The following is a 22633-nucleotide window of genomic DNA, read 5'->3' as shown; positions in this document are numbered from 1 at the left end:
CACAGGCAAAACAACAACAAAACCAAACCCAGAGCCCGCGCAGCAAAAAAATCAGAGACGTTCAATAATCCCAGCCGCCCCCATCCCCGTCCCAACACACATCGTCACCATCCCATACTTCAAATTGCGACGACGCAATCCATGCACAACGGTAGAAGCCCGAATCGCACCCGTCGCGCCAAGCGGGTGCCCCAACGCAATAGCACCGCCCAGCGGATTCACCTTCGACGGATCAAGACCCAGGTCCCCAATCACCGCAAGTGCCTGCGCCGCGAATGCTTCGTTCAGCTCGATCCAGTCGATGTCGTCCTGCTTCAGACCCGCCGCCTTCAGCGCGGCAGGAATCGCTTCCTTCGGACCAATCCCCATGATCTCCGGCGGCACACCCCGCACCGCGAAGCTCACGAAACGCGCGAGCGGCGTCAGGTTGAACTGCTTGAGAATCTTCTCCGACACGACGATCAACGCACCCGCACCATCCGACGTCTGCGAGCTATTGCCCGCCGTCACCGAGCCCTTGTTCGCGAATACCGGCCGCAGCTTCGCCAGACCTTCGAGCGATGTGTCCTGACGCGGACCTTCGTCGAGCGCGATCTCGCGTGTCTTCACCTTCACTTCGCCGCTGGCGAGATCGGGGAAGCGCTCGCTCAGCATGTACGCGGCGATCTCGTCGTTGAATTCGCCCGACTGCTGCGCGGCCAGCGCCTTGCGATGCGACTCGACGGAGAACTGGTCCTGCGCCTCGCGGCTCACTTTCCAGCGTTCGGCCACGCGTTCGGCGGTGAGGCCCATGCCGTAGGCGATGCCGACGTTCTCGTCGCGCTCGAAAATGTGCGGCGACAGCGACGGCTTGTTGCCCATCATCGGCACCATGCTCATCGACTCGCAGCCACCCGCGATCATCACATCCGACTCACCAACGCGAATCCGGTCCGCTGCCATCGCGAGCGCCGTGATGCCCGACGCGCAGAAGCGGTTCACCGTCACGCCGCCGACGGTGTTCGGCAGGCCGGCCAGCAGTGCGCCGATCCGCGCGACGTTCAGCCCTTGCTCGCCTTCGGGAATCGCGCATCCGATGATCGCGTCTTCGATCAGCTTCGTGTCGAGGCCCGGCACCTGTGCCACCGCCGACTTGATCGCGTGGACCAGCAGTTCGTCGGGGCGCGTGTTCTTGAACATGCCACGCGGCGCCTTGCCGATCGGCGTGCGACTGGCGGCGACGATGTATGCATCCTGCAATTGCTTGGTACTCATGTCAGCTCCTTTGTCGAATCGGATCAGTTACGAACCGGTTTCCCGGTCTGCAGCATCCCCATGATCCGTTCCTGCGTCTTCGGCGTGCCAAGCAGTTCGACGAACGCGCGTCGTTCCAACGTCAGCAGCCATTCCTCATCGACGAGGCTGCCCGCTTCGACGTCGCCGCCGCACACCGCTTCCGCGATGCGGCTCGCGATCAGGAAATCGTGATCGCTGATGAAGCGGCCGTCGCGCATGTTGACGAGCGATGCCTTGATCGTCGAGATCGCCGAGCGCCCCGCGACCGGCACCTGCGTCACGCGCAGCGGCGGACGGTAACCCGACGCGGCAAGCGCGCGCGCTTCCTTCTTCGCGGTGTCGAGCAGTTCGAACACGTTGAAGACGATCGTGTCGGACGGCTTCAGGTAGCCCATCGCACGCGCGTCGAGCGCGGAGGCGGAGACCTTCGCCATCGCTGCGTTCTCGAACGACTTCTGCACGAACTTCAGCAGATCGTTCGTCGCGCCGACCGCGTTCGCCGCATCGGCCGCGCGCAGCGCCGCTTCCTTCAGACCGCCGCCGGCCGGCACGAGGCCGACGCCGACTTCGACGAGGCCGATGTAGCTCTCGATGTGCGCAACGCGCTTCGCGCTGTGCAGCACGAGTTCGCAGCCGCCGCCAAGCGCGATACCCGACACGGCCGAGACGACCGGCACGTTCGCGTACTTCACGCGCAGCATGCCCTGCTGGAATTTCTTCACGAACGGGTCGATACCCTTCGCGCCGCCCATCATGAACGCGGGCATCGCTTCCTCGAGGTTCGCACCGGCCGAGAACGGACCGCCCGGTGTGCCGAGTTTCAGCGACGTCGGCTGCCACACGACCACCGCCTTGTACTCCTTCTCCGCGAGTTCGATCGCCTGCACGAGGCCGTCGATCACGCCCGGGCCGATCGTGTTCAGCTTGCTCTTGAACGACACGATCACGACGTCGTTCTCACCCGCACGGTCGTCGAGCCACGCACGCACGTGATCGGTTTCGAACAGCGTCTTGCCGTAGGTCTTCGGATCGGCGCCGGTTTCGCCGACGAGCGGCGCACGGAACACCTGACGGTCGTAGACGGACAGCGACGAGCGCGGCACGAACGATTTCGAAGCCGGTGACCACGAGCCTTCAGCCGTGTGTACGCCGCCCTTCTCCGCGACCGCGCCTTCGAGCACCCATGCGGGCAGCGGCACGTTCGCGAGCGCCTTGCCGGCGGCGATGTCTTCCTGCACCCACTCGGCGACCTGTTTCCAGCCGGCTGTCTGCCAGCCTTCGAACGGGCCTTCGTTCCAGCCGAAACCCCAGCGGATCGCGAGGTCGACGTCGCGCGCGTTGTCGGCGATCGACTCGAGATGCACGGCGATGTAGTGGTACACGTCGCGGAAGATCGACCACAGGAACTGGGCCTGTGGGTGCTCCGATTCGCGCAGCAGCTTCAGGCGTTCCGCCGGCGGGCGCTTCAGGATTCGGCCGACCAGTTCGTCCGCCTTCGCGCCGCCGTCGACGTAGCTGCCCGTCTTCGGATCGAGCACCTTGATCGCCTTGCCTTCTTTCTTGTAGAAACCGCCGCCGGTCTTCTGGCCGAGCGCGCCCTTCTTCACGAGTTCGGCCAGCACGGCGGGCGTTTCGTAGACCGGGAAGAACGGATCGTCGGCGAGGTTGTCCTGCATCGTCTTGATCACGTGCGCCATCGTGTCGAGGCCGACGACGTCCGCGGTACGGAACGTCGCGGACTTCGCGCGGCCGAGGCGGCTGCCGGTCAGATCGTCGACTTCGTCGAAGCGCAGGCCGAACTTCGCGGCCTCGGTGATCACCGCGAGGATCGAGAAGATGCCGACGCGGTTCGCGATGAAGTTCGGTGTATCTTTCGCGCGCACCGCCCCCTTGCCGACCACGCTGGTCAGGAAGGTTTCGAGCTGGTCGAGAATCTCGGGCCGCGTTTGCGACGTCGGGATCAGTTCGACCAGATGCATGTAGCGCGGCGGATTGAAGAAGTGCACGCCGCAGAAGCGCCCCTTCAGCTCGTCGGAGAAGCCTTGCGACAGTTCGGTGATCGACAGGCCCGACGTGTTCGTCGCGAAGATCGCGTTCGGCGCGAGATGCGGCGACACCTTCTTGTACAGGTCGTGCTTCCAGTCCATCCGTTCAGCGATCGCTTCGATCACGAGATCGCATTCGGCAAGCTTCGCGATATCGTCTTCGTAGTTCGCGGGCTGGATGTACTGCGCGTCTTCCTTCACGCCGAACGGCGCCGGCGACAGCTTCTTCAGGTTCTCGATCGCCTTCAGCGCGATCGCGTTCTTCGGACCTTCTTTGGCGGGCAGATCGAAAAGGAGCACCGGCACCTTGGCGTTGATTAGGTGCGCAGCGATCTGCGCGCCCATCACACCGGCGCCGAGCACGGCTACCTTGCGAATGATCAGATTGCTCACGTCGTTCCTCCAGCGGAATATCAAATGGAGCGGATTGGATGGTCGGGTCGGTGGGCGGTGAACGGTTGTCGCGCTTCGCGGATGCACCGGCTTGCGACCGGTGCGCCGCGCGAATCCACACGCGGCGCACGTCCGTCAGATTCAGAACAGCGCTTCGTCGACTTCCATCAGCGTCTTCGAACCGGCACGCGCCGCGCGGATCGTCGCTGCCGTTTCGGGCAGCAGCCTCGCGAAATAGAAGCGCGCGGTCGCGAGCTTAGCCTTGTAGAACGGATCGCCCGACGCCTCTTTGTCGAGCGCGATGCGCGCCATCCGCGCCCAGAAATACGAGAACACCAGATGGCCGACCGTGCGCAGGTACGGCACCGAAGCCGCACCGACTTCGTCCGGGTTCTGCATCGCCTTCATGCCGATTTCCATCGTCAGCTTCTGGACCTTGTCGCCGATGTCCGCGAGCGGATTGACGAACTCCTGCATCTCCGGCTTCACGCCTTCAGCCTCGACGAAATCCGTCACCAGCTTGCCGAATTTTTTCAGCTTCGCGCCCATGTCGCCGAGCACCTTGCGGCCCAGCAGATCGAGCGACTGGATCGAGTTCGTGCCTTCGTAGATCATGTTGATCCGCGCGTCGCGCACGTACTGCTCCATGCCCCATTCGGTAATGAAGCCGTGGCCACCGTAGATCTGCATCGCGTGATTCGTGCCTTCGAACGCGTTGTCCGACAGGAACGCTTTCAGGATCGGCGTGAGCAGCGCGACGAGATCGGCGGCTTCCTTGCGGACCGCTTCGTCCTCGTGTGAAAACTCCTTGTCGATGTGCAGCGCCGACCAGTACGAGAACGCGCGCGCGCCTTCCGCGTAGGCCTTCTGCGTGAGCAGCATGCGGCGCACGTCCGGATGCACGATGATCGGATCGGCGGCCTTGTCAGGCGCCTTCGGGCCGGTCAGCGAGCGCATCTGCAGACGTTCTTTCGCATAGACGAGCGAGTTCTGATACGCAATCTCGGTGAGGCCGAGACTCTGCATGCCGACGCCGAGACGCGCGGCATTCATCATCACGAACATCGCGTTGAGGCCTTTGTTCGGCTCGCCGACGAGCCAGCCCTTCGCGTTGTCGAGATTGATCACGCAGGTCGCGTTCGCGTGAATGCCCATCTTGTGTTCGATCGAGCCGCACTTCACGCCGTTGCGTTCGCCCGGCGCGCCGCTTGCATCCGGCACGAACTTCGGCACGACGAAGAGCGAGATGCCCTTCGTGCCCGGGGGCGCATCGGGCAACCGTGCGAGCACGAGGTGGACGATGTTCTCAGCGAGGTCGTGTTCGCCGCTGGAGATGAAAATCTTGGTGCCGCTGATCGAGTACGAGCCATCGCTGTTCGGCTCGGCCTTCGAGCGCAGGATGCCGAGGTCGGTGCCGCAGTGCGGCTCGGTCAGGCACATCGTGCCGGTCCAGACACCCGACACGAGCTTCGGCAGATAGGTCTGTTGCTGCTCCGGCGTGCCGTGCGCATGCAGGCATTCGTACGCTCCGTGCGACAGGCCCGGGTACATCGCCCACGCCTGGCTCGCCGAGTTCAGCATTTCATACAGCGCGTTGTTGACGAACGCGGGCAGCCCCTGGCCGCCGTACTCGGGATCGCAGCCCAGTGCGGGCCAGCCCGCCTCGACGAACTGTTTATACGCTTCCTTGAAGCCCTTCGGCGTGGTGACGACGCCGTCGCCTACATACGTGCAGCCTTCGCGGTCGCCGCTCTGGTTCAGCGGAAACAGCACCTCGGAGCAGAACTTGCCGGCCTCCTCGAGCACCTGGTTGATCGTGTCCGCGTCGAGATCGGCGTGCTCCGGCATCTGTTTGATCTCGGCTTCGACGTTAAGCAGTTCGTGCAACACAAACTGCATGTCGCGCAGCGGCGCGGCGTACTGTCCCATGACTCTCTCCAAAGGTGTTATCTGGTGCTCGGCCGTCGGCGAGATCCCTTGCGGGAAACTTCAGGCGCCATCGAACCCGATGGATCGTGCCGCCTGCGCTAACGACTTTCGCTTTGATACGAAACGATCAGTTTTTCCAGCGCGGCCCACGTGAGACGCACCGCATCCGGCAGATGCAGAAAACGCGCGTCGTGATGCAGACCGAGCGTGAAGCTATACAGTTCGAAGAGCATCAACTGCGGATCGGTGTCCTTGCGCAGATGCCCTTCTTCCATCGACTGCGAAATCGCGCGCATCAACGCGGCGCGCCACGTCGTGACGCTCGACACCAGCTGCTCGCGCACCTGGCTGTCCGCGCGGTCGTCATACTCGACCGCACCGCTGATGTAGATGCAGCCCGTCGTGACTTCCTGGATGCGCTTCTCGATCCAGCGCGAGATCATCGCGCGCAAACGCGGCAGGCCGCGCGGTTCGCGCAGGCTCGGGAAGAACACCTCGTCTTCGAAACGACGGTGATATTCGCGAACCACTTCAACCTGAAGATCTTCACGCGACCCGAAATGCGCGAACACGCCGCTCTTGCTCATCTGCATCCGCTCGGCCAGCAAGCCAATCGTCAGACCTTCCAGTCCGTCGCGACTTGCCAGATCGAGTGCTGCATCGAGAATCGCTACTCGCGTTTGTTCGCCTTTTCGCATAGCTCTTTTTACCGTTCCAATGTGACCGAAATAAAATCGAACGGCCGTACTATTATTGGGTCCGGCCGCCCGCGAAACAAGGACTTTATTAGAAACCGGTTTCTAACCGCGCTCCAATTCTGCGGCATCCATGCGCCCGAAGCGGAGCGATTTTTTAGAGCCGTTTGCCTTCTTCGCCGGCAAGGCGCCGGCGGAAAGTGGACGCCGCTAGTCGTAGCCGCCCACTGTGAGCAGTTTCATCGCGGCCCGATACGCGGTGTAGGCGAGCCAGTTGACGAAGCGTTCGCCCGCGGGACGGGCCTCGTAGTGCGCGAGATCGATGCGGCGGGAGTCGTTGAAGGCAGCGAGAATCGCATCGCGCAATACGTCGATCTCCCTATGTTGCACGAGCATCACATTGGCTTCGTTGTTCAGCACGAGGCTCAGCGCGTCGAGATTCGACGAGCCGACTGTCGCCCAGTTCGAATCGACCACGGCGACCTTGCCGTGCAGCATCGTCTTCTCGTACTCGGCGACCTTGACGCCCGCCTTGAGCAGCGAGCGGTACAGGAACGGCACCGCGTAGTCGAGCGCCGCGAACTCCTTGCGGCCGATGACGAGCCGCACGTCGATGCCGCGCCGCGCCGCGAACACCAGCGCACGCCGCAGCTTGCGGCCCGGCATGAAGTACGGATTGGCGAGCAGCACCTCCGAGCGCGCCTGGCCGATCGCCTTCAGGTACGCCTTCTCGATTGCGCGGCGGTTGATCAGGTTGTCGCGTGCGATGAACGCGACGCTTGGCTCGCCGTTCGCACGCTCCTCGCCGCGACGCGGACTACGGTTCCCCCGGAGCAAACCATCGCGTGTGCCGTCCTGCGATGCGAGATCGGGACGCAGCGCGTCGACGCTGCGATGGCCCACGCGAATCCGGCGCCACTGCTGTTCGAGCGCATCGCGCACGTCGGCGACCACAGGACCGTGCAGCTCGACCGCGAAGTCCCAGCGCGGGTGCGGCAGCCGCGTGCCGTTCTGGTCGAAGTCGTCGACGATGTTGATGCCGCCGCAAAACGCGTACGCGTCGTCCACCACGGCAAGCTTGCGATGCGTGCGCGAAAAACCGAAGCGGCCGAACAGGTGCGGGTTGTAGATGCGATGCTGGATGCCGGCCTGCGGCCATTCGTCGAACATCGGCAGGCGCTCGGTGCCGATGCCGTCGGTGATGACCCGCACGCACACGCTGCGCGCGGCCGCCCGCTTCAACGCGTCCGATACGGCGAGGCCTGCGCTGTCGTCAGAGAAGATATAGGTTTCGAGCGCGACGTCCAGAGTCGCCGCATCGATGCGTGCGATCAGCGCTTCGAAAAAGGCGTCGCCGGAACTGAACAGCCGGATGTCGTTGCCGGCGGTAAAGCGATATTTCGACCAGTAGCGCCGGCCGAACAGATCGCCGCGAAGTCGCGCGAAGCGTTGCGAGCCGCCGCTCATCGCGGACGTCCGTTGTGCTGCGCGTCGAGCCGCGCGGGCAGTTGCAGGATCGCTTCACGGTTCGACGACGAGAAGCAGCGCGCCGCGGCTTCTTCCAGCGGTAGCCACGCATAGGCGATGTGCTCGCGCGGCGCGAGGGTCACGTCGACGCGACGCGGTACCTGCAGGCTGAACCAGTGCTCGGTATTGCGCGTGACACCCTCCGCATAGCGATGGCGCCACACCGGGTAGATCTCGTATTCGATCTGGTGGCCCCAGTCGAGCAACGCGTCGTACGGCACGTCGACGCTACCGACCGCGATACCAGTCTCTTCAGCGACTTCGCGGGCCGCGGTCAACGCGAGCGGTTCGTCGAGATGGTCCTTCGAGCCAGTCACCGACTGCCAGAAGCCTGGCCGGTCGGCGCGCTCGATGATCAGGACGTCGAGTTCGGGCGTGTGGATGACGACGAGAACGGATTCCGGAATCTTCGGCGGTTTCGGCATGGTGATCGGACGGAACACGTGGGGCACGCGAGGCGGGCGGTCGACAGACCCGACGACTGTAACGCAAAAAGCAGAAAAGGCGCATAACGCGCCTTTTCCGTTCGATACGACGAGCCGCGAGGCAACCCACCGTTACAGCAGGCTCCCTCGACGTGAAGCTCAGGAAACCTTCGGTTCCGGCTGGCGCAAGCGGATATGCAGCTCGCGCAGCTGGCGCTCGTCGACTTCGCTCGGCGCCTGCGTGAGCAGATCTTGCGCACGCTGCGTCTTCGGGAACGCGATCACGTCGCGGATCGAATCGGCACCGGCCATCATCGTGACGATACGATCGAGACCGAACGCGATACCGCCATGCGGCGGCGCGCCGTACTGCAGCGCGTCGAGCAGGAAGCCGAACTTCGCACGCGCTTCCTCGGCGTTGATCTTCAGCGCGCGGAACACCTGGCTCTGCACTTCCTCGCGGTGGATACGCACCGAGCCGCCACCGATTTCCCAGCCGTTGAGCACGATGTCGTAGGCCTTCGCGAGGCAGCGGGCCGGATCGGTCTCGAGATACTCTAGATGCTCGTCCTTCGGGCTCGTGAACGGATGGTGCGCGGCGACGTAGCGGTTTTCCTCTTCGTCGTACTCGAACATCGGGAAGTCGATCACCCACAGCGGCTTCCAGCCGGTTTCGACGAGGCCGTTTGCCTTGCCGAATTCCGAATGGCCGATCTTCAGACGCAGTGCGCCGAGGCTGTCGTTGACGACCTTCGCGCGGTCGGCCGCGAAGAAAATGATGTCGCCGTCCTGAGCGGCGGTGCGCTCGAGGATCGCCGCGATCGACGCGTCGTGCAGGTTCTTCACGATCGGGCTCTGCAGCCCGTCGCGGCCCTTCGCGACTTCGTTGACCTTGACCCACGCCAGACCCTTCGCGCCGTAGATCCGCACGAATTCGGTGTAGCTGTCGATATCGCCGCGCGACAGCTCGCCGCCCTTCGGCACGCGCAGCGCCGCGACGCGGCCGTCCTTCGTGTTGGCCGGCGTGCTGAATACCTTGAAGTCGACATCCTTCATCACGTCGGTCAGGTCGGTGAATTCGAGCTTCACGCGCAGATCCGGCTTGTCCGAACCAAAGCGCTGCATCGCTTCCGAGTACTTCATCACCGGGAAGGTCGCCGCAAGTTCGACGCCGATCGTTTCCTTGAACACGTGACGCGTCATGTCCTCGAACAGGTCGCGGATTTCCTGCTCGCCCAGGAACGACGTTTCACAGTCGATCTGCGTGAATTCCGGCTGGCGATCCGCGCGCAGGTCCTCGTCGCGGAAGCACTTGACGATCTGGTAGTAACGATCGAAGTTCGCGACCATCAGCAGTTGCTTGAACAGCTGCGGCGACTGCGGCAGTGCGAAGAACTGGCCCGGGTTCGTACGCGACGGCACGAGGTAGTCGCGCGCGCCTTCCGGCGTGCTCTTCGTGAGCATCGGCGTTTCGATGTCGACGAAGCCGAGCGCATCGAGGTACTTGCGCACTTCCATCGTGACGCGATAGCGCAGCCGCAGGTTGTGCTGCATCTGCGGACGACGCAGGTCGAGTACCCGATGGGTCAGGCGCGTCGTCTCGGACAGGTTGTCGTCGTCGAGCTGGAACGGCGGCGTGACCGACGGGTTCAGCACCGTCAGTTCCTGGCACAGCACTTCGATCTTGCCGCTCTTCAGGCCCGCGTTGACGGTGCCTTCCGGACGGTTGCGCACGAGGCCTTGCACCCGCACGCAGAACTCGTTGCGCACGTCTTCGGCGGTCTTGAACATCTCGGCACGGTCCGGATCGCACACGACCTGGACGAGGCCCTCGCGATCGCGCAGGTCGATGAAAATGACGCCGCCATGATCGCGCCGGCGTTGCACCCAGCCGCACAGCGACACGGTTTGGCCCAGCAGGTGTTCGGTCACCAGACCGCAGTATTCAGATCTCATCGACATGATGTTCGTCTTTCGTTTTGCATTGGTTGATCGGCGCGCGTCCGCGGACACGCGCCGGCATTACAGCGGAGGCCCGACAGTGCTGCGACGCGCCGGCGCGGGCTGCTGCGGCGCGGACGGTGCCACGACACCCATCGAAACGATGTACTTGAGCGCCGCGTCGACCGTCATGTCGAGCTCGACGACTTCGCTACGCGGCACCATCAGGAAAAAGCCGGACGTCGGGTTCGGCGTGGTCGGCACATACACGCTGACGTGCTCTTCCTTCAGGTGATTGACAACGTCGCCGCCGGGGATGCCGGTCAGAAACGCGATCGTGTACGAGCCCTTGCGCGGGTATTCGATCAGCAGTGCCTTGCGGAATGCGTTGCCGCTACTCGACAGCAGCGTGTCGGATACCTGCTTGACGCTCGTGTAGATCGGCCCGACAACGGGGATGCGACCCACCACCAGCTCCCACCACTTGACGAGCTTCTGGCCGATGAAGTTCTGCGTGAGCAGCCCGACGATGAAGATGAACGCCAGCGTCAGCACCGCACCGAGGCCCGGCAGACGGAAGCCGAGCGCGCGCTCCGGTTGCCATGAGGTCGGCAGCAGCAGCAGCGTCTGGTCCATCGTACCGATGATGAGGCCGAGCACCCACAGTGTGATGGCAAGAGGCACCAGCACCAGCAGGCCAGTCAGGAACACCGATTTGAGCGTCGTTTTCTTCGTCGTCGTCATGTGTACCGCCAGAGAACCGTCCCGGCGACGCCGGGTTCGGTATGTATGCCGCCCGCAGGCAGCAATGCTTCAGGTGCCGCCGGCACCTGATGAGGCAGGCGCCGGCGTTGCGGCGGGTGTAGCGGCCGGTGCATCGGTGCTGCCGGAGGCGGATGAAGCGCCTGCGTCGGGCTTGCTGCCCGTGCTTTCCTTGCCTTCGGTGCCAGGCGTCGCCGCGGCATCCTTGGCCGGCGTCGCATCCGCGTCGCTCGCGCTATTCGGTGCTTTCGCTCCGCTACCGCTGCGGAAATCCGTGACGTACCAGCCGGAGCCCTTCAGCTGGAAGCCGGCGGCGGTCACCTGTTTGCGGAATGTGGACTTGCCGCATTCGGGGCAGTCGGTCAGCAGCGCGTCGCTCATCTTCTGGAGGACATCCTTCCCGAAGCCGCATGACTCACAACGATAAGCGTAGATCGGCATATTTCTTTTCCCTGCGGAAATCCTGGAAACGCTTGCAAAGCCTTGAATTATAGCCGCAAACGGCTTGCTCCCCGTGGTTTTCAGGGACTGGTGGCCAGCCCGGCCGTTGCCGGCTTAAATGAGGGCGACGGCACGGCGTTTCAAGTTTCAGCGCGATTCGCGGCGGCGCCATGTCAACCAGCGCTCCCGTCCTTCGAAGATCGGGATCGAACCGCTTACGGGCTCGTCTTCGATCAGCTCGAAGGAAGACCCGAGCAGGCGCTCGAGTTCCGCGCGTTCGATGCCGAACGGCGGCCCCTTCGGCGTCTCGGCGAAGAAAAAGAAACCGGCCAGCAGTGCACCCGGCGCCGCGAGCTCGGCCATCCGCTGCGCGTAAGCGGCGCGCATGGCGAGTGGCAGCGCGCACAGGAACGCTCGCTCGTAGATCCAGCCTGGCTCGAACGGCGGCCGGTACGCGAAGAAGTCGGCCTGCTCGACCGTATCGGCGTGCGCGCCGAGCACGGAGCGCGCGGCATCGACGGCCGCGGGCGAGAAGTCGATCGCGCGCACCTGGCGACCGCGGCTCGCGAGCCACAGCGCTTCCCACGCGCTGCCACAGCCAGGAATCAGTACGGCCGCATCCGCATGCCGTTCCGCGAACGCCTGGAATGACGCGGGCACGCCAGCTTGATCCCACGGCATGTAGCCCCGCTCGAAACGCTCGCTCCAGAACTCGGGGGCGCCCGGGTCGCGAGCGGTGAAAGCCGGCGGCGGACTGGATGCGTCTGGCGTGCCCGGCTCAGATGGATCGCTCATGAATCGGCTCCTTCGAATGCGGCGGCCGGTTCAGCCGCGTTTAGCTACTCTTCAACCACCCGTTCAACCACCATACGCCAGCGCGAGCCACGCACGCGCGAGCACCGCACCTACCCCGACCGCGATGCCGAAAACCAGCAGCCCCTGCAGCAACCGGTTCGTGCGCCTCTGCTCGAGCAGGATCTGGCGGACCACGTCGTCGTTCGGACCGCGCTGCGCGTCGTGCCGTTCGGCCAGCAGGTGATGGATCAGACGCGGCAGTTGCGGCAGCGTCTTGCTCCACTGCGGCGCCTCGATCTTGAGCCGCTCGTACCAGCCGCGCAAACCGATCTGCTCGTTCATCCAGCGTTCGAGATACGGCTTCGCGGTCTTCCACAGATCGAGTTCAGGGTCGAGCGAACGGCCTAGCCCTTCGACGTTCAGCATCGTTTTCTGCAGCAGCACGAGTTGCGGCTGGATCTCGACGTTGAACCGGCGTGACGTGGAGAACAGCCGCATCAGCACCTGGCCGAGCGAGATGTCTTTCAGCGCGCGGTCGAAGTACGGCTCGCAGACCGCGCGGATCGCGCTTTCCAGTTCCTCGACGCGCGTGGTAGCCGGCACCCAGCCCGACTCGAGGTGAAGCGTCGCGACCCGGTGATAGTCGCGTTTGAAAAACGCGAGGAAGTTCTGCGCGAGGTAGTTCTTGTCGAAGTCCGACAGCGCACCGATGATCCCGAAGTCGAGCGCGATATAGCGACCGAAATGCGCGGGATCGAGACTTACCTGGATGTTGCCGGGGTGCATGTCCGCGTGAAAGAAGCCGTCGCGAAACACCTGCGTGAAAAAGATCTCGACGCCTTCGCGCGCGAGCTTCGGGATATCGACGCCCGCCGCGCGCAACGTCTCCACCTGACTGATCGGCACACCGACCATCCGTTCCATCACCAGCACGGTCGGCGTGCAGAACTCCCAGTACATCTCCGGCACGAGCAGCAGATCGAGCCCGGCGAAGTTGCGGCGCAGCTGGCTGCCGTTCGCCGCTTCGCGCATCAGGTCGAGTTCGTCGTGCAGGTATTTATCAAACTCGGCGACCACTTCGCGCGGCTTGAGCCGCTTGCCGTCGGCCCACAAACGCTCCGCCCATACCGCGATGTCGCGCAGCAGCGCGAGATCAGAGTCGATCACCGGAAGCATGTTCGGCCGCAACACCTTCACCGCCACCGGCTTGCCCGCGTGCTGGCCCGCTTTCACCTTCGCGAAATGCACCTGCGCAATCGATGCGCTCGCCACCGGCACCCGCTCGAAATCGTCGAACAGCACATCGACCGGTGCGCCGAGCGACTTCTCGATCAGCCCGATTGCGACGTCAGAATCGAACGGCGGCACCTGGTCCTGCAGCTTCGCGAGTTCGTTCGCGATATCGACCGGCAGCAGATCGCGCCGCGTCGACAGCACCTGCCCGAATTTCACGAAGATCGGCCCGAGGCTTTCGAGCGCGAGCCTCAGCCGCACGCCCGGCGGCGCGTCGAAGCGCCGGCCGATCGTGGTCACGCGCAACAGCAGACGCACACGCCGGTCGTTGATGCGGCTCAGCATCATCTCGTCGAGACCGAAGCGGATAACCGTAAAGAAAATCTTGAGGAAACGCAGAAAACGCATGGTAGTGCCCGATGACTAGCGCGTGCCGCGCGACGTGGCGGCGCCGCCCGGCGCAGATGGGCCTCGGGCTTCGACCTTCTGTTGCAGGCGCTCGACGCGCTTTTCGACACGCGCGAGCGCGTCGCGGGTGCGGGCCAGCTCGTCGTTGAATTCGTCGAGCGCCGCGCGCCGGACGAGTTGCGGATCTTCGTCGAGCAGGTACTCGGCCACCGAATCGAGCAGGTTGCGTCCCGTGCGACGCGCGTGCTCGCTAACCGAGCGCGCGGCTGTCGCCACGCGCCATGCGGGACCGTCGCCGATCAGCCGCGCCAGATCTTCTTCCGGCTCCCAGCGCAGATGCTCGGCGAGCTTCGCGATCACGGTCGCGAACTCGGCGTCGCCTTCGATCTTCACGTGCTTCATCACTGCGGCCTGACCGCCCTGCACGAACGCCGGCAACGCATCCGAGGCCACCGCGACCGTCACGTCGAACTGCTGTGCATCGCTCTCGTCGACAGCCGCGAGATAGCCGTCGGGCTGCACCAGCAAAATCATCGAGACGGGAGGACAGGAGAGCCGGGCGATCTTGCCGGCATAAGGAGCGAGGCGCTCGCGGGCCCACGATTCGCGGGCGAGCAGGTGATTGACGGCGGCAGCGAAGGGCTTGGCGGCGAGGGTCATCGGCAATGGAAAGAAAAACCCGCGCGGGCGAGGTGCCCGCGCGGGTTCCTATTGTAACGTCCGTTCGCTTTCGGACTGGGCTGTGCCGAACGGCCAGCCCACGCGGATGTCAGTGCTGCACGACCTGCTGGATACCCGCGAGCAGCCAGCCTTCGCCGTTGCGCGACGACTTCGACAGGTTCCACACTTCGACGAACGGCTCGGCCGCGGCACCCGCCGTCTCGCGGATCAGACCGGAGAAGCGCACGCTCGCGAGATACTCGCTGCCGCGATCTTCGGCGGCGAGCAGGTCGGCGTTCAACTGCACCACGTCGGTCTGGTTAGACTGCGCGCCGCGCGAATCCAGGTCGACCTTTACCTCGGCAAACATCTCAGGCGTGGTGAACTCGCGGATGTCGTCCATGTTGCCCGCGTCCCATGCGGCCTGGAGTCGCACGAAGTAGACCTTCGCGTTGCGCAGGAACGCTTCCGAATCGAAATTCGCGGGCACGGCCGGCGCGGCTTCGATAGCCGGGGTGGGCAGCGAACTACCCTGCGGCGCGGTGTAGCTCGGCTCCTGTCCATAACGGCCGCCCAGATTCAGCGACGGTGCGCCGCCCGCGTAAGCCGGCGTGGATGCATCGCGCTTGCGGTTCATGAAACGGCGGATCAGCCAGATGGCCAGCATCGCGATCGCGGCGATCACGAGGAAATTCGCCATCGCGCCGGCGAACGCCTCACCGAGCCCGAAGTGCGACAGCAACGCGGCGATACCCAGACCGGCCGCGAGACCGGCGATCGGTCCGAGCCAGCGTGAACGGTTGGGTGCGGCGGCCGGCGTCGGAGCGGGCTGCGCGCCGCGCTGCGCCTGAGCCGCCTGGCCCTGCTGCTGCATCGGCTGGCCGGGTTGGGCCGGCGGTGTGGCCTGGCGCTGCGTAACGGTCGACGACTGGCGGCCGATGCTGCGGCTGCCGCCCATGCGACGCGCCTCCGCATCGAGCGAAGCAAACGTGCCCGCGACGATCAGACCGACCATCGCGAACGTGCCGATTCGCTTCGCCCACGACGACGAAAGCTTTCTGGAAGGTGACGAACGCGCTTCGGACATAGCGAAAATCCTTTCAAAGACAATGGGTTGGGGTGCTAATACTTTGTCCCCACGTGTAAGGCTACCACGCCAGCTGACAAATTGTAATATTTGACGCCGTCGAGGCCAGCTTGTTCCATCATCGTCTTCAAAGTTTCCTGGTCCGGGTGCATCCGGATCGATTCCGCGAGGTAGCGGTAGCTCTCGGCGTCCTTCGCGAAGCGCCCGCCGAGCCATGGCAGCACCTTGAACGAATAGACGTCGTAGGCTTTTTTCAGCGGGTCCCACACTTTCGAGAATTCCAGCACCAGCAACTTGCCGGCGGGCTTCAGCACGCGGCGCATCTCCGCAAGCGCGGCGTCCTTGTGGGTCATGTTGCGCAGACCGAACGCGACGGTCACCACGTCGAAGTAGTTGTCCGAAAAGGGGATTTTCTCCGCGTCGCACAACAGCGCGGGCGTGACCACGCCCTTGTCGAGCAGCCGGTCGCGGCCGACGCGCAGCATCGATTCGTTGATGTCGGTCAGCCAGACCTCGCCGGTCGGGCCCGCCTGCTTTGCGAACGCCTTCGACAGATCGCCGGTACCGCCCGCGATGTCGAGCACCCGGAAGCCCGGCCGCACGGCCGCCTGCGCGACCGTGAACGCCTTCCACGCGCGGTGCATCCCGCCCGACATCAGGTCGTTCATCAGGTCGTAGTTCGACGCGACAGAGTGGAACACGCCCGCCACCTTCTGCGCCTTTTCCTGTTCGTCGACTGTCTGGAAGCCGAAGTGGGTTTTGCTCATCGCGCTCGTTCCTTTCGCGTATTCTGGAATGCTGGATTGTTGCGCCGCATCGTCGCGGCGGTCTGGCTGGATCGTATCAGTGACGATGCCCGTGGGGGAGGCTCGCCGCGGCCATCGGTGCGTCGCGATCGACGCCGGCTGCTTCCAGTTTGGCGAGGTATCCGGCCCAGAGTTCATCCTGACGAACTGCAAGGTCGTGCAGCAGATCCCACGAATAGATGCCGGTGGAATGTCCGTCGGAGAATGTCGGCTGCAGCGCGTAGTTGCCGACGCCTTCGAGCGACGTGATCGTCACGTCGCGCTTGCCGGTTTGCAGCGTTTCCTGGCCCGGGCCGTGGCCGCGCACTTCGGCCGAGGGCGAATACACGCGCAGCAGTTCGAACGGCAAGCGATACACCGCGCCGTCCGCATACTGCAGTTCGAGCACGCGCGACAGCGCATGCACGACGACGCCGGTCGGCACCGGCGTGTCGGGAGTCAATCCACTCATGTCAGAACCTCAGGCGAGAGCCAGTTCGATTTCGGCGCGCACCGCGTCGCGCAGCAAGGTGGCCTGCGCGCGGCGCGACGCCAGCAGCGCCTCCGACACCGTGCGCTGGCGCGGCGCCCAGATCGGCAGCGGAAAATGGGGGTCGTTGGAAAAACGCGGAATCACGTGCCAGTGCACGTGCGGCACCTGGTTGCCGAGGCTCGCGAGATTCACCTTGACCGGCTGCAGCACGCGCCGGATCGCGCGTTCGACAGCGTAGACCGCGCGCATGATGCGGTCACGGTCCTGCTCCGGCAGATCGGAAAACTCGGCGACGTGCTCGCCCCAGATCACCCGGCAGAAGCCCGGGTAGTCGTGCTCATCGGCAAGGACGACACGCAGCGTGTCGTCCTTCCACAGCAGATCGCCGCCATCTTCGCGGCAAAATACGCAGTCCATCATCGCCCCCGGCAGATACGTGATGCGTGCAATTAGACCAGCACGCGCTCGATTCCGCCATTGTTGGCCCGCTGGACATAGTCAGCCATCCAGTTTTCGCCCAGCACATGGCGCGCGATCTCGACGACGATGTAATCCGCCTCGATGTTCGCGTCCTCGTTGTAGCGCGACAGGCCCTGCAGGCAGGAAGGGCAGCTCGTCAGGATTTTCACGTCGGTCTTGCCGGCCGCGGCTGGCACGGGACCGTCGGACGCACCCGCCGCGCCGGCCGATGCGTTGGCCAGCACCGGAATGTCGCGCAGCTTTGCGGCCCCCTTACGAATCTCTTCTTCCTTGCGGAAGCGCACCTGCGTCGACACGTCCGGCCGCGTCACCGCGAGCGTGCCGGACTCACCGCAGCAGCGGTCGTTCTTCTCGATCCGGTAGCCGTCCTTCTCGGCGCCCATCAATTCGTTGACGAGCTTGACCGGGTCCATCGTCTTGATCGGCGTGTGGCACGGGTCGTGATACATGTAGCGCATGCCGCTCACACCGTCGAGCCTGATGCCCTTCTCGAGCAGGAACTCGTGGATGTCGATGATCCGGCAACCCGGAAAGATCTTCTCGAATTCGTAGCCCGACAGCTGGTCGTAGCACGTGCCGCACGACACCACGACCGTCTTGATGTCGAGGTAGTTCAGCGTGTTCGCGACGCGATGGAACAGCACGCGGTTATCGGTGACGATCTTCTCGGCCTTGTCGAACTGGCCCGAGCCGCGCTGCGGATAGCCGCAGCACAGGTAGCCCGGTGGCAGCACGGTCTGCACGCCCGCTTCCCATAACATCGCCTGCGTGGCGAGGCCGACCTGCGAGAACAGTCGCTCGGAACCGCAGCCGGGGAAATAGAACACCGCTTCCGAATCGACGGTCGTCGACTTCGGATTGCGGATGATCGGCACGATCTTGTTGTCTTCGATGTCAAGCAGCGCGCGCGCCGTTTTCTTCGGAAGGTTGCCCGGCATCTTCTTGTTCATGAAGTGAATGACCTGCTGCGTGACCGGCGGTTTGCCGACCGTCGCCGGCGGGTGCGCCGTCTGCTTCTTCGCGAACTTCTTCAGCACGTCGTTGCCGAGCCGCTGCGCCTTGTAGCCGATTCCCATCATCGCGGTGCGCGCGAGGTTGATGGTCTGCGGATTGGTCGCGTTCAGGAAGAACATTCCAGCCGCGTTGCCCGCATTGAATTTCTTCTTGCCCATCTTGCGCAGCAGGTTGCGCATGTTCATCGTGACGTCGCCGAAGTCGATCTTGACCGGGCATGGCGTCACGCACTTGTGGCACACGGTGCAGTGATCGGCGACGTCGTTGAACTCGTCCCAGTGCTTGATCGACACGCCACGACGCGTCTGCTCTTCATACAGGAACGCCTCGATCAGCAGCGATGTCGCGAGGATCTTGTTGCGCGGGCTATAGAGCAGGTTCGCGCGCGGCACGTGCGTCGCGCAGACCGGTTTGCACTTGCCGCAGCGCAGGCAGTTCTTCACCGAATCGGCGATCGCGCCGATGTCGGACTGCTGCATGATCAGCGATTCGTAACCCATCAGCCCGAAGCTCGGCGTGTACGCGTTGCGCAGGTCCGCACCTTCGAGCAGCTTGCCCGCATTGAAGCGTCCGTGCGGATCGACGCGCTGCTTGTATGCGCGGAATTCGCCGATCTCGCTCTCGGTCAGAAACTCGAGCTTCGTGATGCCAATGCCGTGCTCGCCGGAAATCACGCCGTCGAGCGAACGCGCGAGCTTCATGATGCGCGCGACCGCCTTGTGCGCATCCTGCAGCATCTCGTAGTTGTCGGAGTTGACCGGCAGATTCGTGTGCACGTTGCCGTCGCCGGCGTGCATGTGCAGCGCGACGAACACGCGGCCGCGCAGCACCTGCTTGTGGATCGCCTGCGCTTCGTCGAGGATCGGCTTGAACTCGCCGCCGTTGAAGATCTGCCGCAGTTCCGCGCGGATCTCCTGCTTCCACGACACGCGGACCGTGCGGTCCTGCGTGATGTGGAACACGTTGACGCCAGGCTGCGCATCGGCGCGCTCGGCGAACTTCTCAGCCAGCGCCTCGTAGCCCAGCTGCACCATGTAGTGCTGCGCTTCGCGCAACGGCATATCTAGCCGGTCGCGCAGAAACTCCCAGCGCGCGCGCACCGCCGTCAGCAGATCGAGCGCCTGCTGCACGCGGTCTTCGAGCAGTTCGGCGCTCGGAATCTCGTTCGCGTCGTCGCTCTTGCCGAGCGGCAGCTTGCCGGACTTGAAGAACGCTTCGAGCCCATCCAGCAGTTGCAGCTTGTTCTTGATCGACAACTCGATGTTGATCCGCTCGATGCCGTCGGTGTACTCGCCCATCCGGTTCAGCGGGATCACGACGTCTTCGTTGATCTTGAACGCGTTGGTGTGCTTCGCGATCGCGGCCGTACGGCTGCGATCGAGCCAGAAGCGCTTGCGAGCCTCCGCGCTCACCGCGACGAAGCCTTCGCCGCTCTTGCCGTTCGCCATCCGCACGACCTCGGAGGTCGCCGCGGCCACCGTGTCCGCATCGTCGCCGACGATGTCGCCGATCAGCACCATCTTCGGAAACGCGCTGCGCTTGCTCTTCGTCGCATAGCCGACCGCGCGCAGATAGCGCTCGTCCAGATGCTCGAGGCCCGCGAGAATCGCGCCGCCCTGCTTCGACGTTTCGAACAGGTAGTCCTTGATCTCGACGATGCTCGGGATCGCGTCGTGCGCCTGGCCGAAGAACTCGAGGCACACCGTGCGCGTATGTGCGGGCATCTTGTGCAGCACCCAGCGCGCCGACGTGATGAGCCCGTCGCAACCTTCTTTCTGCACGCCCGGCAGACCAGCGAGGAACTTGTCGGTCACGTCCTTGCCGAGCCCTTCCTTGCGGAACCGGCGGCCTTCGATCTCGAGCGCCTCGGTACGCAACAGTTTCTCGCCCGGCGCGTATTCGCCGTCGAACCACTTCAGCTCGAAACGCGCGACCGGAATGTCGTGGATCTTGCCAAGGTTGTGATCGAGCCGGGTGACTTCGAGCCAGTTGCCTTCCGGATCGACCATCCGCCACCACGCGAGATTGTCGAGTGCCGTACCCCACAGCACGGCCTTCTTGCCACCCGCATTCATCGCGACGTTGCCGCCGATACACGATGCGTCGAGCGAGGTGGGGTCGACCGCGAATACATAGCCCGCGTGCTCGGCCGCCTCGGTGACGCGACGCGTGACGACGCCCGCGCCCGAATAGATGGTCGGCACCTTGCGCGCGACGCCCGGCAGATCCGTCAGTTCGACGGCGCCCAGTTGCTCGAGCTTCTCAGTGTTGATGACGGCGGAGAACGGCGTAAGCGGTATCGCGCCGCCCGTGTAGCCGGTGCCGCCGCCACGCGGAATCACCGTGAGCCCAAGCTCGAAGCAGGCTTTGATGAGCCCGGCGATCTCGGCTTCGCTGTCCGGCGTCAGCACGACGAACGGGTACTCGACGCGCCAGTCGGTCGCATCGGTGACGTGCGACACACGCGACAGCCCGTCGAACTTGATGTTGTCCTTCTCCGTCCGGCGACCGAGCGCTTTGGTCGCACGGCGGCGCAGTTCGGCCATCTTGTCGAACTCGCCGGCGAATGCATCGATCGCGCGGCGGGCAGCCAGCACGAGCGTTTCGACGCGTGCCGCGCGGCCGACACCGGCTTCGTCGGCGTGCTCGGTGAGATCGGCGCGGCGGCGCTTTTCGATTTCGGCGAGACGGTGATGCAGTGCTTCGATCAGCAACGCGCGGCGCTTCGGATTGTCGAGCAGGTCGTCCTGCAGATACGGATTACGGCGCACGACCCAGATGTCGCCGAGCACTTCGTAGAGCATCCGCGCCGAGCGACCGGTGCGGCGTTCGGCACGCAGTTCGGCGAGCGCGGCCCATGCATCGTCGCCCAGCAGGCGGATGACGATTTCGCGATCGGAAAACGACGTGTAGTTGTAGGGAATTTCGCGCAGGCGCGGTTCGGGATCGGCGACCACCGCAGCGGCAGCTCCGTGCGGATCGAAAACTTGAGGTGCGTTCATGTTCGGACGACTCGGTGGGTCAGCGCGCGCGCTCGATGGAACGCCGGCTGACGGTGCGCGTGGGGCGCAATGCTGGAAATCTTCTTCTCTGGAGAGCGAAGCCCCTGCCGGCGGACAACTCACGCCGGCCGCTTCGCGGCGCTCAGATGACGCTACACGATCGTCCGTGCCGCACGTGCCGCTGCGCCGCGGGACGAGACTCACGCGGTGCGGGCATCAAATGGGCGACCCGAGGCTGCCAGTGCATCTTCCGATCCTTGTTCTAAAAATGGATTCTACCGCAGGATCGACGGCGACGCCGGGGCTCGCATCGCACTGCAGCAGGCGTTTGCGGCCTGCGGGAAGGCGGTCGGCTCGTGAATTCTTCGACCGGACGGTTGGCTGGGGAGATCGACTTGGCGTGCCGTGAAGCTGTACCGCGCATGCGTTCAATCTGCTGCTGACGCATCGCCTGAAAACCCATCCGTAGCACGCCTGCGCCGTCCGCCCATCGCTCAGCGCGTGACCCGTTGGCGCTATCATTGGCCCTTTCCCGCCTTTTCGAGCGCTCTCCGCGCGACCTGCATGGCCTCTCTCGACTACCTGAAAAAAATCCTCACCGCGAAGGTCTACGACGTGGCGCGCGAGACGGAGCTCGAACCGGCGCGTGCGCTATCGGAACGACTGGGCAACACGGTCTACCTGAAGCGCGAGGACAACCAGCCGGTGTTCTCGTTCAAGCTGCGCGGCGCGTACAACCGGATGGCCCACATCGCGCCTGATGCGCTCGCACGCGGCGTGATCACCGCATCGGCGGGTAACCACGCACAGGGCGTCGCGCTGTCGGCGGCGCGCATGGGCGTGAAGGCCGTGATCGTGGTGCCGGTCACGACTCCACAGGTCAAGGTCGACGCGGTGCGCACCCACGGCGGCCCGACTGTTGAAGTCGTGCAGGTGGGCGAGTCGTACAGCGACGCTTACGCGCACGCACTGCAATTGCAGCAGGCCCGCGGCCTGACCTTCGTGCATCCGTTCGACGACCCCGACGTGATCGCCGGCCAGGGGACGGTCGCGATGGAAATCCTGAGCCAGCACCAGGGACCGATCCACGCGATCTTCGTGCCGATCGGCGGTGGCGGGCTGGCCGCGGGAATCGCCGCGTACGTGAAGGCCGTGCGTCCGGAGATCCGCGTGATCGGCGTGCAGACCGAGGACTCCTGCGCGATGGCGCAGTCGCTGAAGGCGGGCGAGCGCGTGACGCTCG

The 22633-nt window shown here is 64.3% G+C and carries 18 protein-coding genes; 1 reads left to right on the top strand and 17 read right to left on the bottom strand.

From position 1 onward, the window contains the following. Positions 1–51 precede the first annotated feature (51 nt). The 17 genes from ACREXZ_RS17815 to ACREXZ_RS17735 all read right to left on the bottom strand — a co-directional run bounded on the left by ACREXZ_RS17815 (position 52) and on the right by ACREXZ_RS17735 (position 21390). The gene (locus tag ACREXZ_RS17815) at positions 52–1254 is read right to left on the bottom strand and encodes an acetyl-CoA C-acyltransferase (RefSeq protein WP_431765428.1); all 1203 of its coding nucleotides are present in this window, start codon (positions 1252–1254) and stop codon (positions 52–54) included. Positions 1255–1277: 23 nt separating this feature from the next. After that, complete coding sequence (locus ACREXZ_RS17810) at positions 1278–3713, bottom strand: 3-hydroxyacyl-CoA dehydrogenase/enoyl-CoA hydratase family protein (protein WP_431765427.1); 2436 nt, start codon at positions 3711–3713, stop codon at positions 1278–1280. Positions 3714–3854: 141 nt separating this feature from the next. Next, positions 3855–5642 carry an acyl-CoA dehydrogenase C-terminal domain-containing protein gene (locus tag ACREXZ_RS17805; RefSeq protein ID WP_431765426.1) on the bottom strand — a complete coding sequence of 596 codons (1788 nt, stop codon included), beginning with the start codon at positions 5640–5642 and terminating at the stop codon, positions 3855–3857. A 98-nt stretch (positions 5643–5740) separates the two neighbouring features. Next, positions 5741–6340 carry a TetR/AcrR family transcriptional regulator gene (locus ACREXZ_RS17800; protein WP_431765425.1) on the bottom strand — a complete coding sequence of 200 codons (600 nt, stop codon included), beginning with the start codon at positions 6338–6340 and terminating at the stop codon, positions 5741–5743. Positions 6341–6547: 207 nt separating this feature from the next. Further along, the gene (locus ACREXZ_RS17795; protein ID WP_431765424.1) at positions 6548–7804 is read right to left on the bottom strand and encodes a phospholipase D-like domain-containing protein; all 1257 of its coding nucleotides are present in this window, start codon (positions 7802–7804) and stop codon (positions 6548–6550) included. Further along, on the bottom strand, positions 7801–8289 hold the full coding sequence (nudB, locus tag ACREXZ_RS17790) for a dihydroneopterin triphosphate diphosphatase (protein ID WP_431765423.1): 489 nt from the start codon (positions 8287–8289) through the stop codon (positions 7801–7803). Before nudB ends, ACREXZ_RS17795 begins: the two co-directional genes overlap by 4 nt. 159 nt (positions 8290–8448) lie before the next feature. Beyond that, on the bottom strand, positions 8449–10251 hold the full coding sequence (gene aspS / locus ACREXZ_RS17785; RefSeq protein ID WP_431765422.1) for an aspartate--tRNA ligase: 1803 nt from the start codon (positions 10249–10251) through the stop codon (positions 8449–8451). A 60-nt stretch (positions 10252–10311) separates the two neighbouring features. Further along, complete coding sequence (locus ACREXZ_RS17780) at positions 10312–10974, bottom strand: DUF502 domain-containing protein (RefSeq protein WP_431765421.1); 663 nt, start codon at positions 10972–10974, stop codon at positions 10312–10314. A gap of 69 nt (positions 10975–11043) precedes the next feature. Continuing rightward, positions 11044–11433: an FmdB family zinc ribbon protein gene (locus ACREXZ_RS17775; protein ID WP_431765420.1), complete on the bottom strand. Its 390-nt coding sequence runs from the start codon at positions 11431–11433 to the stop codon at positions 11044–11046. Positions 11434–11580: 147 nt separating this feature from the next. Then, the gene (locus ACREXZ_RS17770; protein ID WP_431765419.1) at positions 11581–12228 is read right to left on the bottom strand and encodes a methyltransferase domain-containing protein; all 648 of its coding nucleotides are present in this window, start codon (positions 12226–12228) and stop codon (positions 11581–11583) included. 63 nt (positions 12229–12291) lie between these two features. Beyond that, a complete protein-coding gene (ubiB, locus tag ACREXZ_RS17765) occupies positions 12292–13869 on the bottom strand; it encodes a ubiquinone biosynthesis regulatory protein kinase UbiB (RefSeq protein WP_431765418.1) in 1578 nt (525 codons plus the stop codon). 15 nt (positions 13870–13884) lie between these two features. Next, on the bottom strand, positions 13885–14529 hold the full coding sequence (locus ACREXZ_RS17760) for a ubiquinone biosynthesis accessory factor UbiJ (protein ID WP_431765417.1): 645 nt from the start codon (positions 14527–14529) through the stop codon (positions 13885–13887). Between the two features lie 109 nt (positions 14530–14638). Next, positions 14639–15616, bottom strand: coding sequence for a Tim44 domain-containing protein (locus ACREXZ_RS17755; protein ID WP_431765416.1), 978 nt, complete (start codon positions 15614–15616; stop codon positions 14639–14641). 35 nt (positions 15617–15651) lie between these two features. After that, on the bottom strand, positions 15652–16383 hold the full coding sequence (gene ubiE / locus ACREXZ_RS17750) for a bifunctional demethylmenaquinone methyltransferase/2-methoxy-6-polyprenyl-1,4-benzoquinol methylase UbiE (protein WP_431765415.1): 732 nt from the start codon (positions 16381–16383) through the stop codon (positions 15652–15654). 76 nt (positions 16384–16459) lie between these two features. Continuing rightward, positions 16460–16873, bottom strand: a complete 414-nt coding sequence (locus ACREXZ_RS17745) for a gamma-butyrobetaine hydroxylase-like domain-containing protein (RefSeq protein WP_431765414.1) — start codon at positions 16871–16873, stop codon at positions 16460–16462. 9 nt (positions 16874–16882) lie between these two features. After that, a complete protein-coding gene (locus ACREXZ_RS17740; protein ID WP_431765595.1) occupies positions 16883–17311 on the bottom strand; it encodes an HIT family protein in 429 nt (142 codons plus the stop codon). 32 nt (positions 17312–17343) lie between these two features. After that, on the bottom strand, positions 17344–21390 hold the full coding sequence (locus ACREXZ_RS17735; RefSeq protein WP_431765413.1) for a DUF3683 domain-containing protein: 4047 nt from the start codon (positions 21388–21390) through the stop codon (positions 17344–17346). 564 nt (positions 21391–21954) lie between these two features. Here ACREXZ_RS17735 and ACREXZ_RS17730 point away from each other — a divergent pair. Beyond that, on the top strand, positions 21955–22633 hold a 679-nt coding region (locus tag ACREXZ_RS17730), incomplete at its 3' end, for a pyridoxal-phosphate dependent enzyme (RefSeq protein ID WP_431765412.1).

It is taken from the genome of Paraburkholderia sp. (genome assembly GCF_050742655.1).
Lineage (GTDB): Bacteria > Pseudomonadota > Gammaproteobacteria > Burkholderiales > Burkholderiaceae > Paraburkholderia.
Note: the sequence above shows the minus strand (reverse complement) of the source record. Positions and strands in the feature narration are given on the sequence as shown.

Excerpts from the sequence above, each read along its gene's own strand:
- aspS (WP_431765422.1), bottom strand. The coding sequence starts at position 10,251 with ATGTCGATGAGATCTGAATACTGCGGTCTGGTGACCGAACACCTGCTG.
- ACREXZ_RS17805 (WP_431765426.1), bottom strand. The coding sequence starts at position 5,642 with ATGGGACAGTACGCCGCGCCGCTGCGCGACATGCAGTTTGTGTTGCAC.
- ACREXZ_RS17740 (WP_431765595.1), bottom strand. The coding sequence starts at position 17,311 with ATGGACTGCGTATTTTGCCGCGAAGATGGCGGCGATCTGCTGTGGAAG.
- ACREXZ_RS17760 (WP_431765417.1), bottom strand. The coding sequence starts at position 14,529 with ATGACCCTCGCCGCCAAGCCCTTCGCTGCCGCCGTCAATCACCTGCTC.
- ACREXZ_RS17775 (WP_431765420.1), bottom strand. The coding sequence starts at position 11,433 with ATGCCGATCTACGCTTATCGTTGTGAGTCATGCGGCTTCGGGAAGGAT.
- ACREXZ_RS17795 (WP_431765424.1), bottom strand. The coding sequence starts at position 7,804 with ATGAGCGGCGGCTCGCAACGCTTCGCGCGACTTCGCGGCGATCTGTTC.
- ACREXZ_RS17735 (WP_431765413.1), bottom strand. The coding sequence starts at position 21,390 with ATGAACGCACCTCAAGTTTTCGATCCGCACGGAGCTGCCGCTGCGGTG.
- ACREXZ_RS17800 (WP_431765425.1), bottom strand. The coding sequence starts at position 6,340 with ATGCGAAAAGGCGAACAAACGCGAGTAGCGATTCTCGATGCAGCACTC.
- ACREXZ_RS17815 (WP_431765428.1), bottom strand. The coding sequence starts at position 1,254 with ATGAGTACCAAGCAATTGCAGGATGCATACATCGTCGCCGCCAGTCGC.
- ACREXZ_RS17745 (WP_431765414.1), bottom strand. The coding sequence starts at position 16,873 with ATGAGTGGATTGACTCCCGACACGCCGGTGCCGACCGGCGTCGTCGTG.
- nudB (WP_431765423.1), bottom strand. The coding sequence starts at position 8,289 with ATGCCGAAACCGCCGAAGATTCCGGAATCCGTTCTCGTCGTCATCCAC.
- ACREXZ_RS17755 (WP_431765416.1), bottom strand. The coding sequence starts at position 15,616 with ATGTCCGAAGCGCGTTCGTCACCTTCCAGAAAGCTTTCGTCGTCGTGG.
- ubiE (WP_431765415.1), bottom strand. The coding sequence starts at position 16,383 with ATGAGCAAAACCCACTTCGGCTTCCAGACAGTCGACGAACAGGAAAAG.
- ubiB (WP_431765418.1), bottom strand. The coding sequence starts at position 13,869 with ATGCGTTTTCTGCGTTTCCTCAAGATTTTCTTTACGGTTATCCGCTTC.
- ACREXZ_RS17780 (WP_431765421.1), bottom strand. The coding sequence starts at position 10,974 with ATGACGACGACGAAGAAAACGACGCTCAAATCGGTGTTCCTGACTGGC.
- ACREXZ_RS17770 (WP_431765419.1), bottom strand. The coding sequence starts at position 12,228 with ATGAGCGATCCATCTGAGCCGGGCACGCCAGACGCATCCAGTCCGCCG.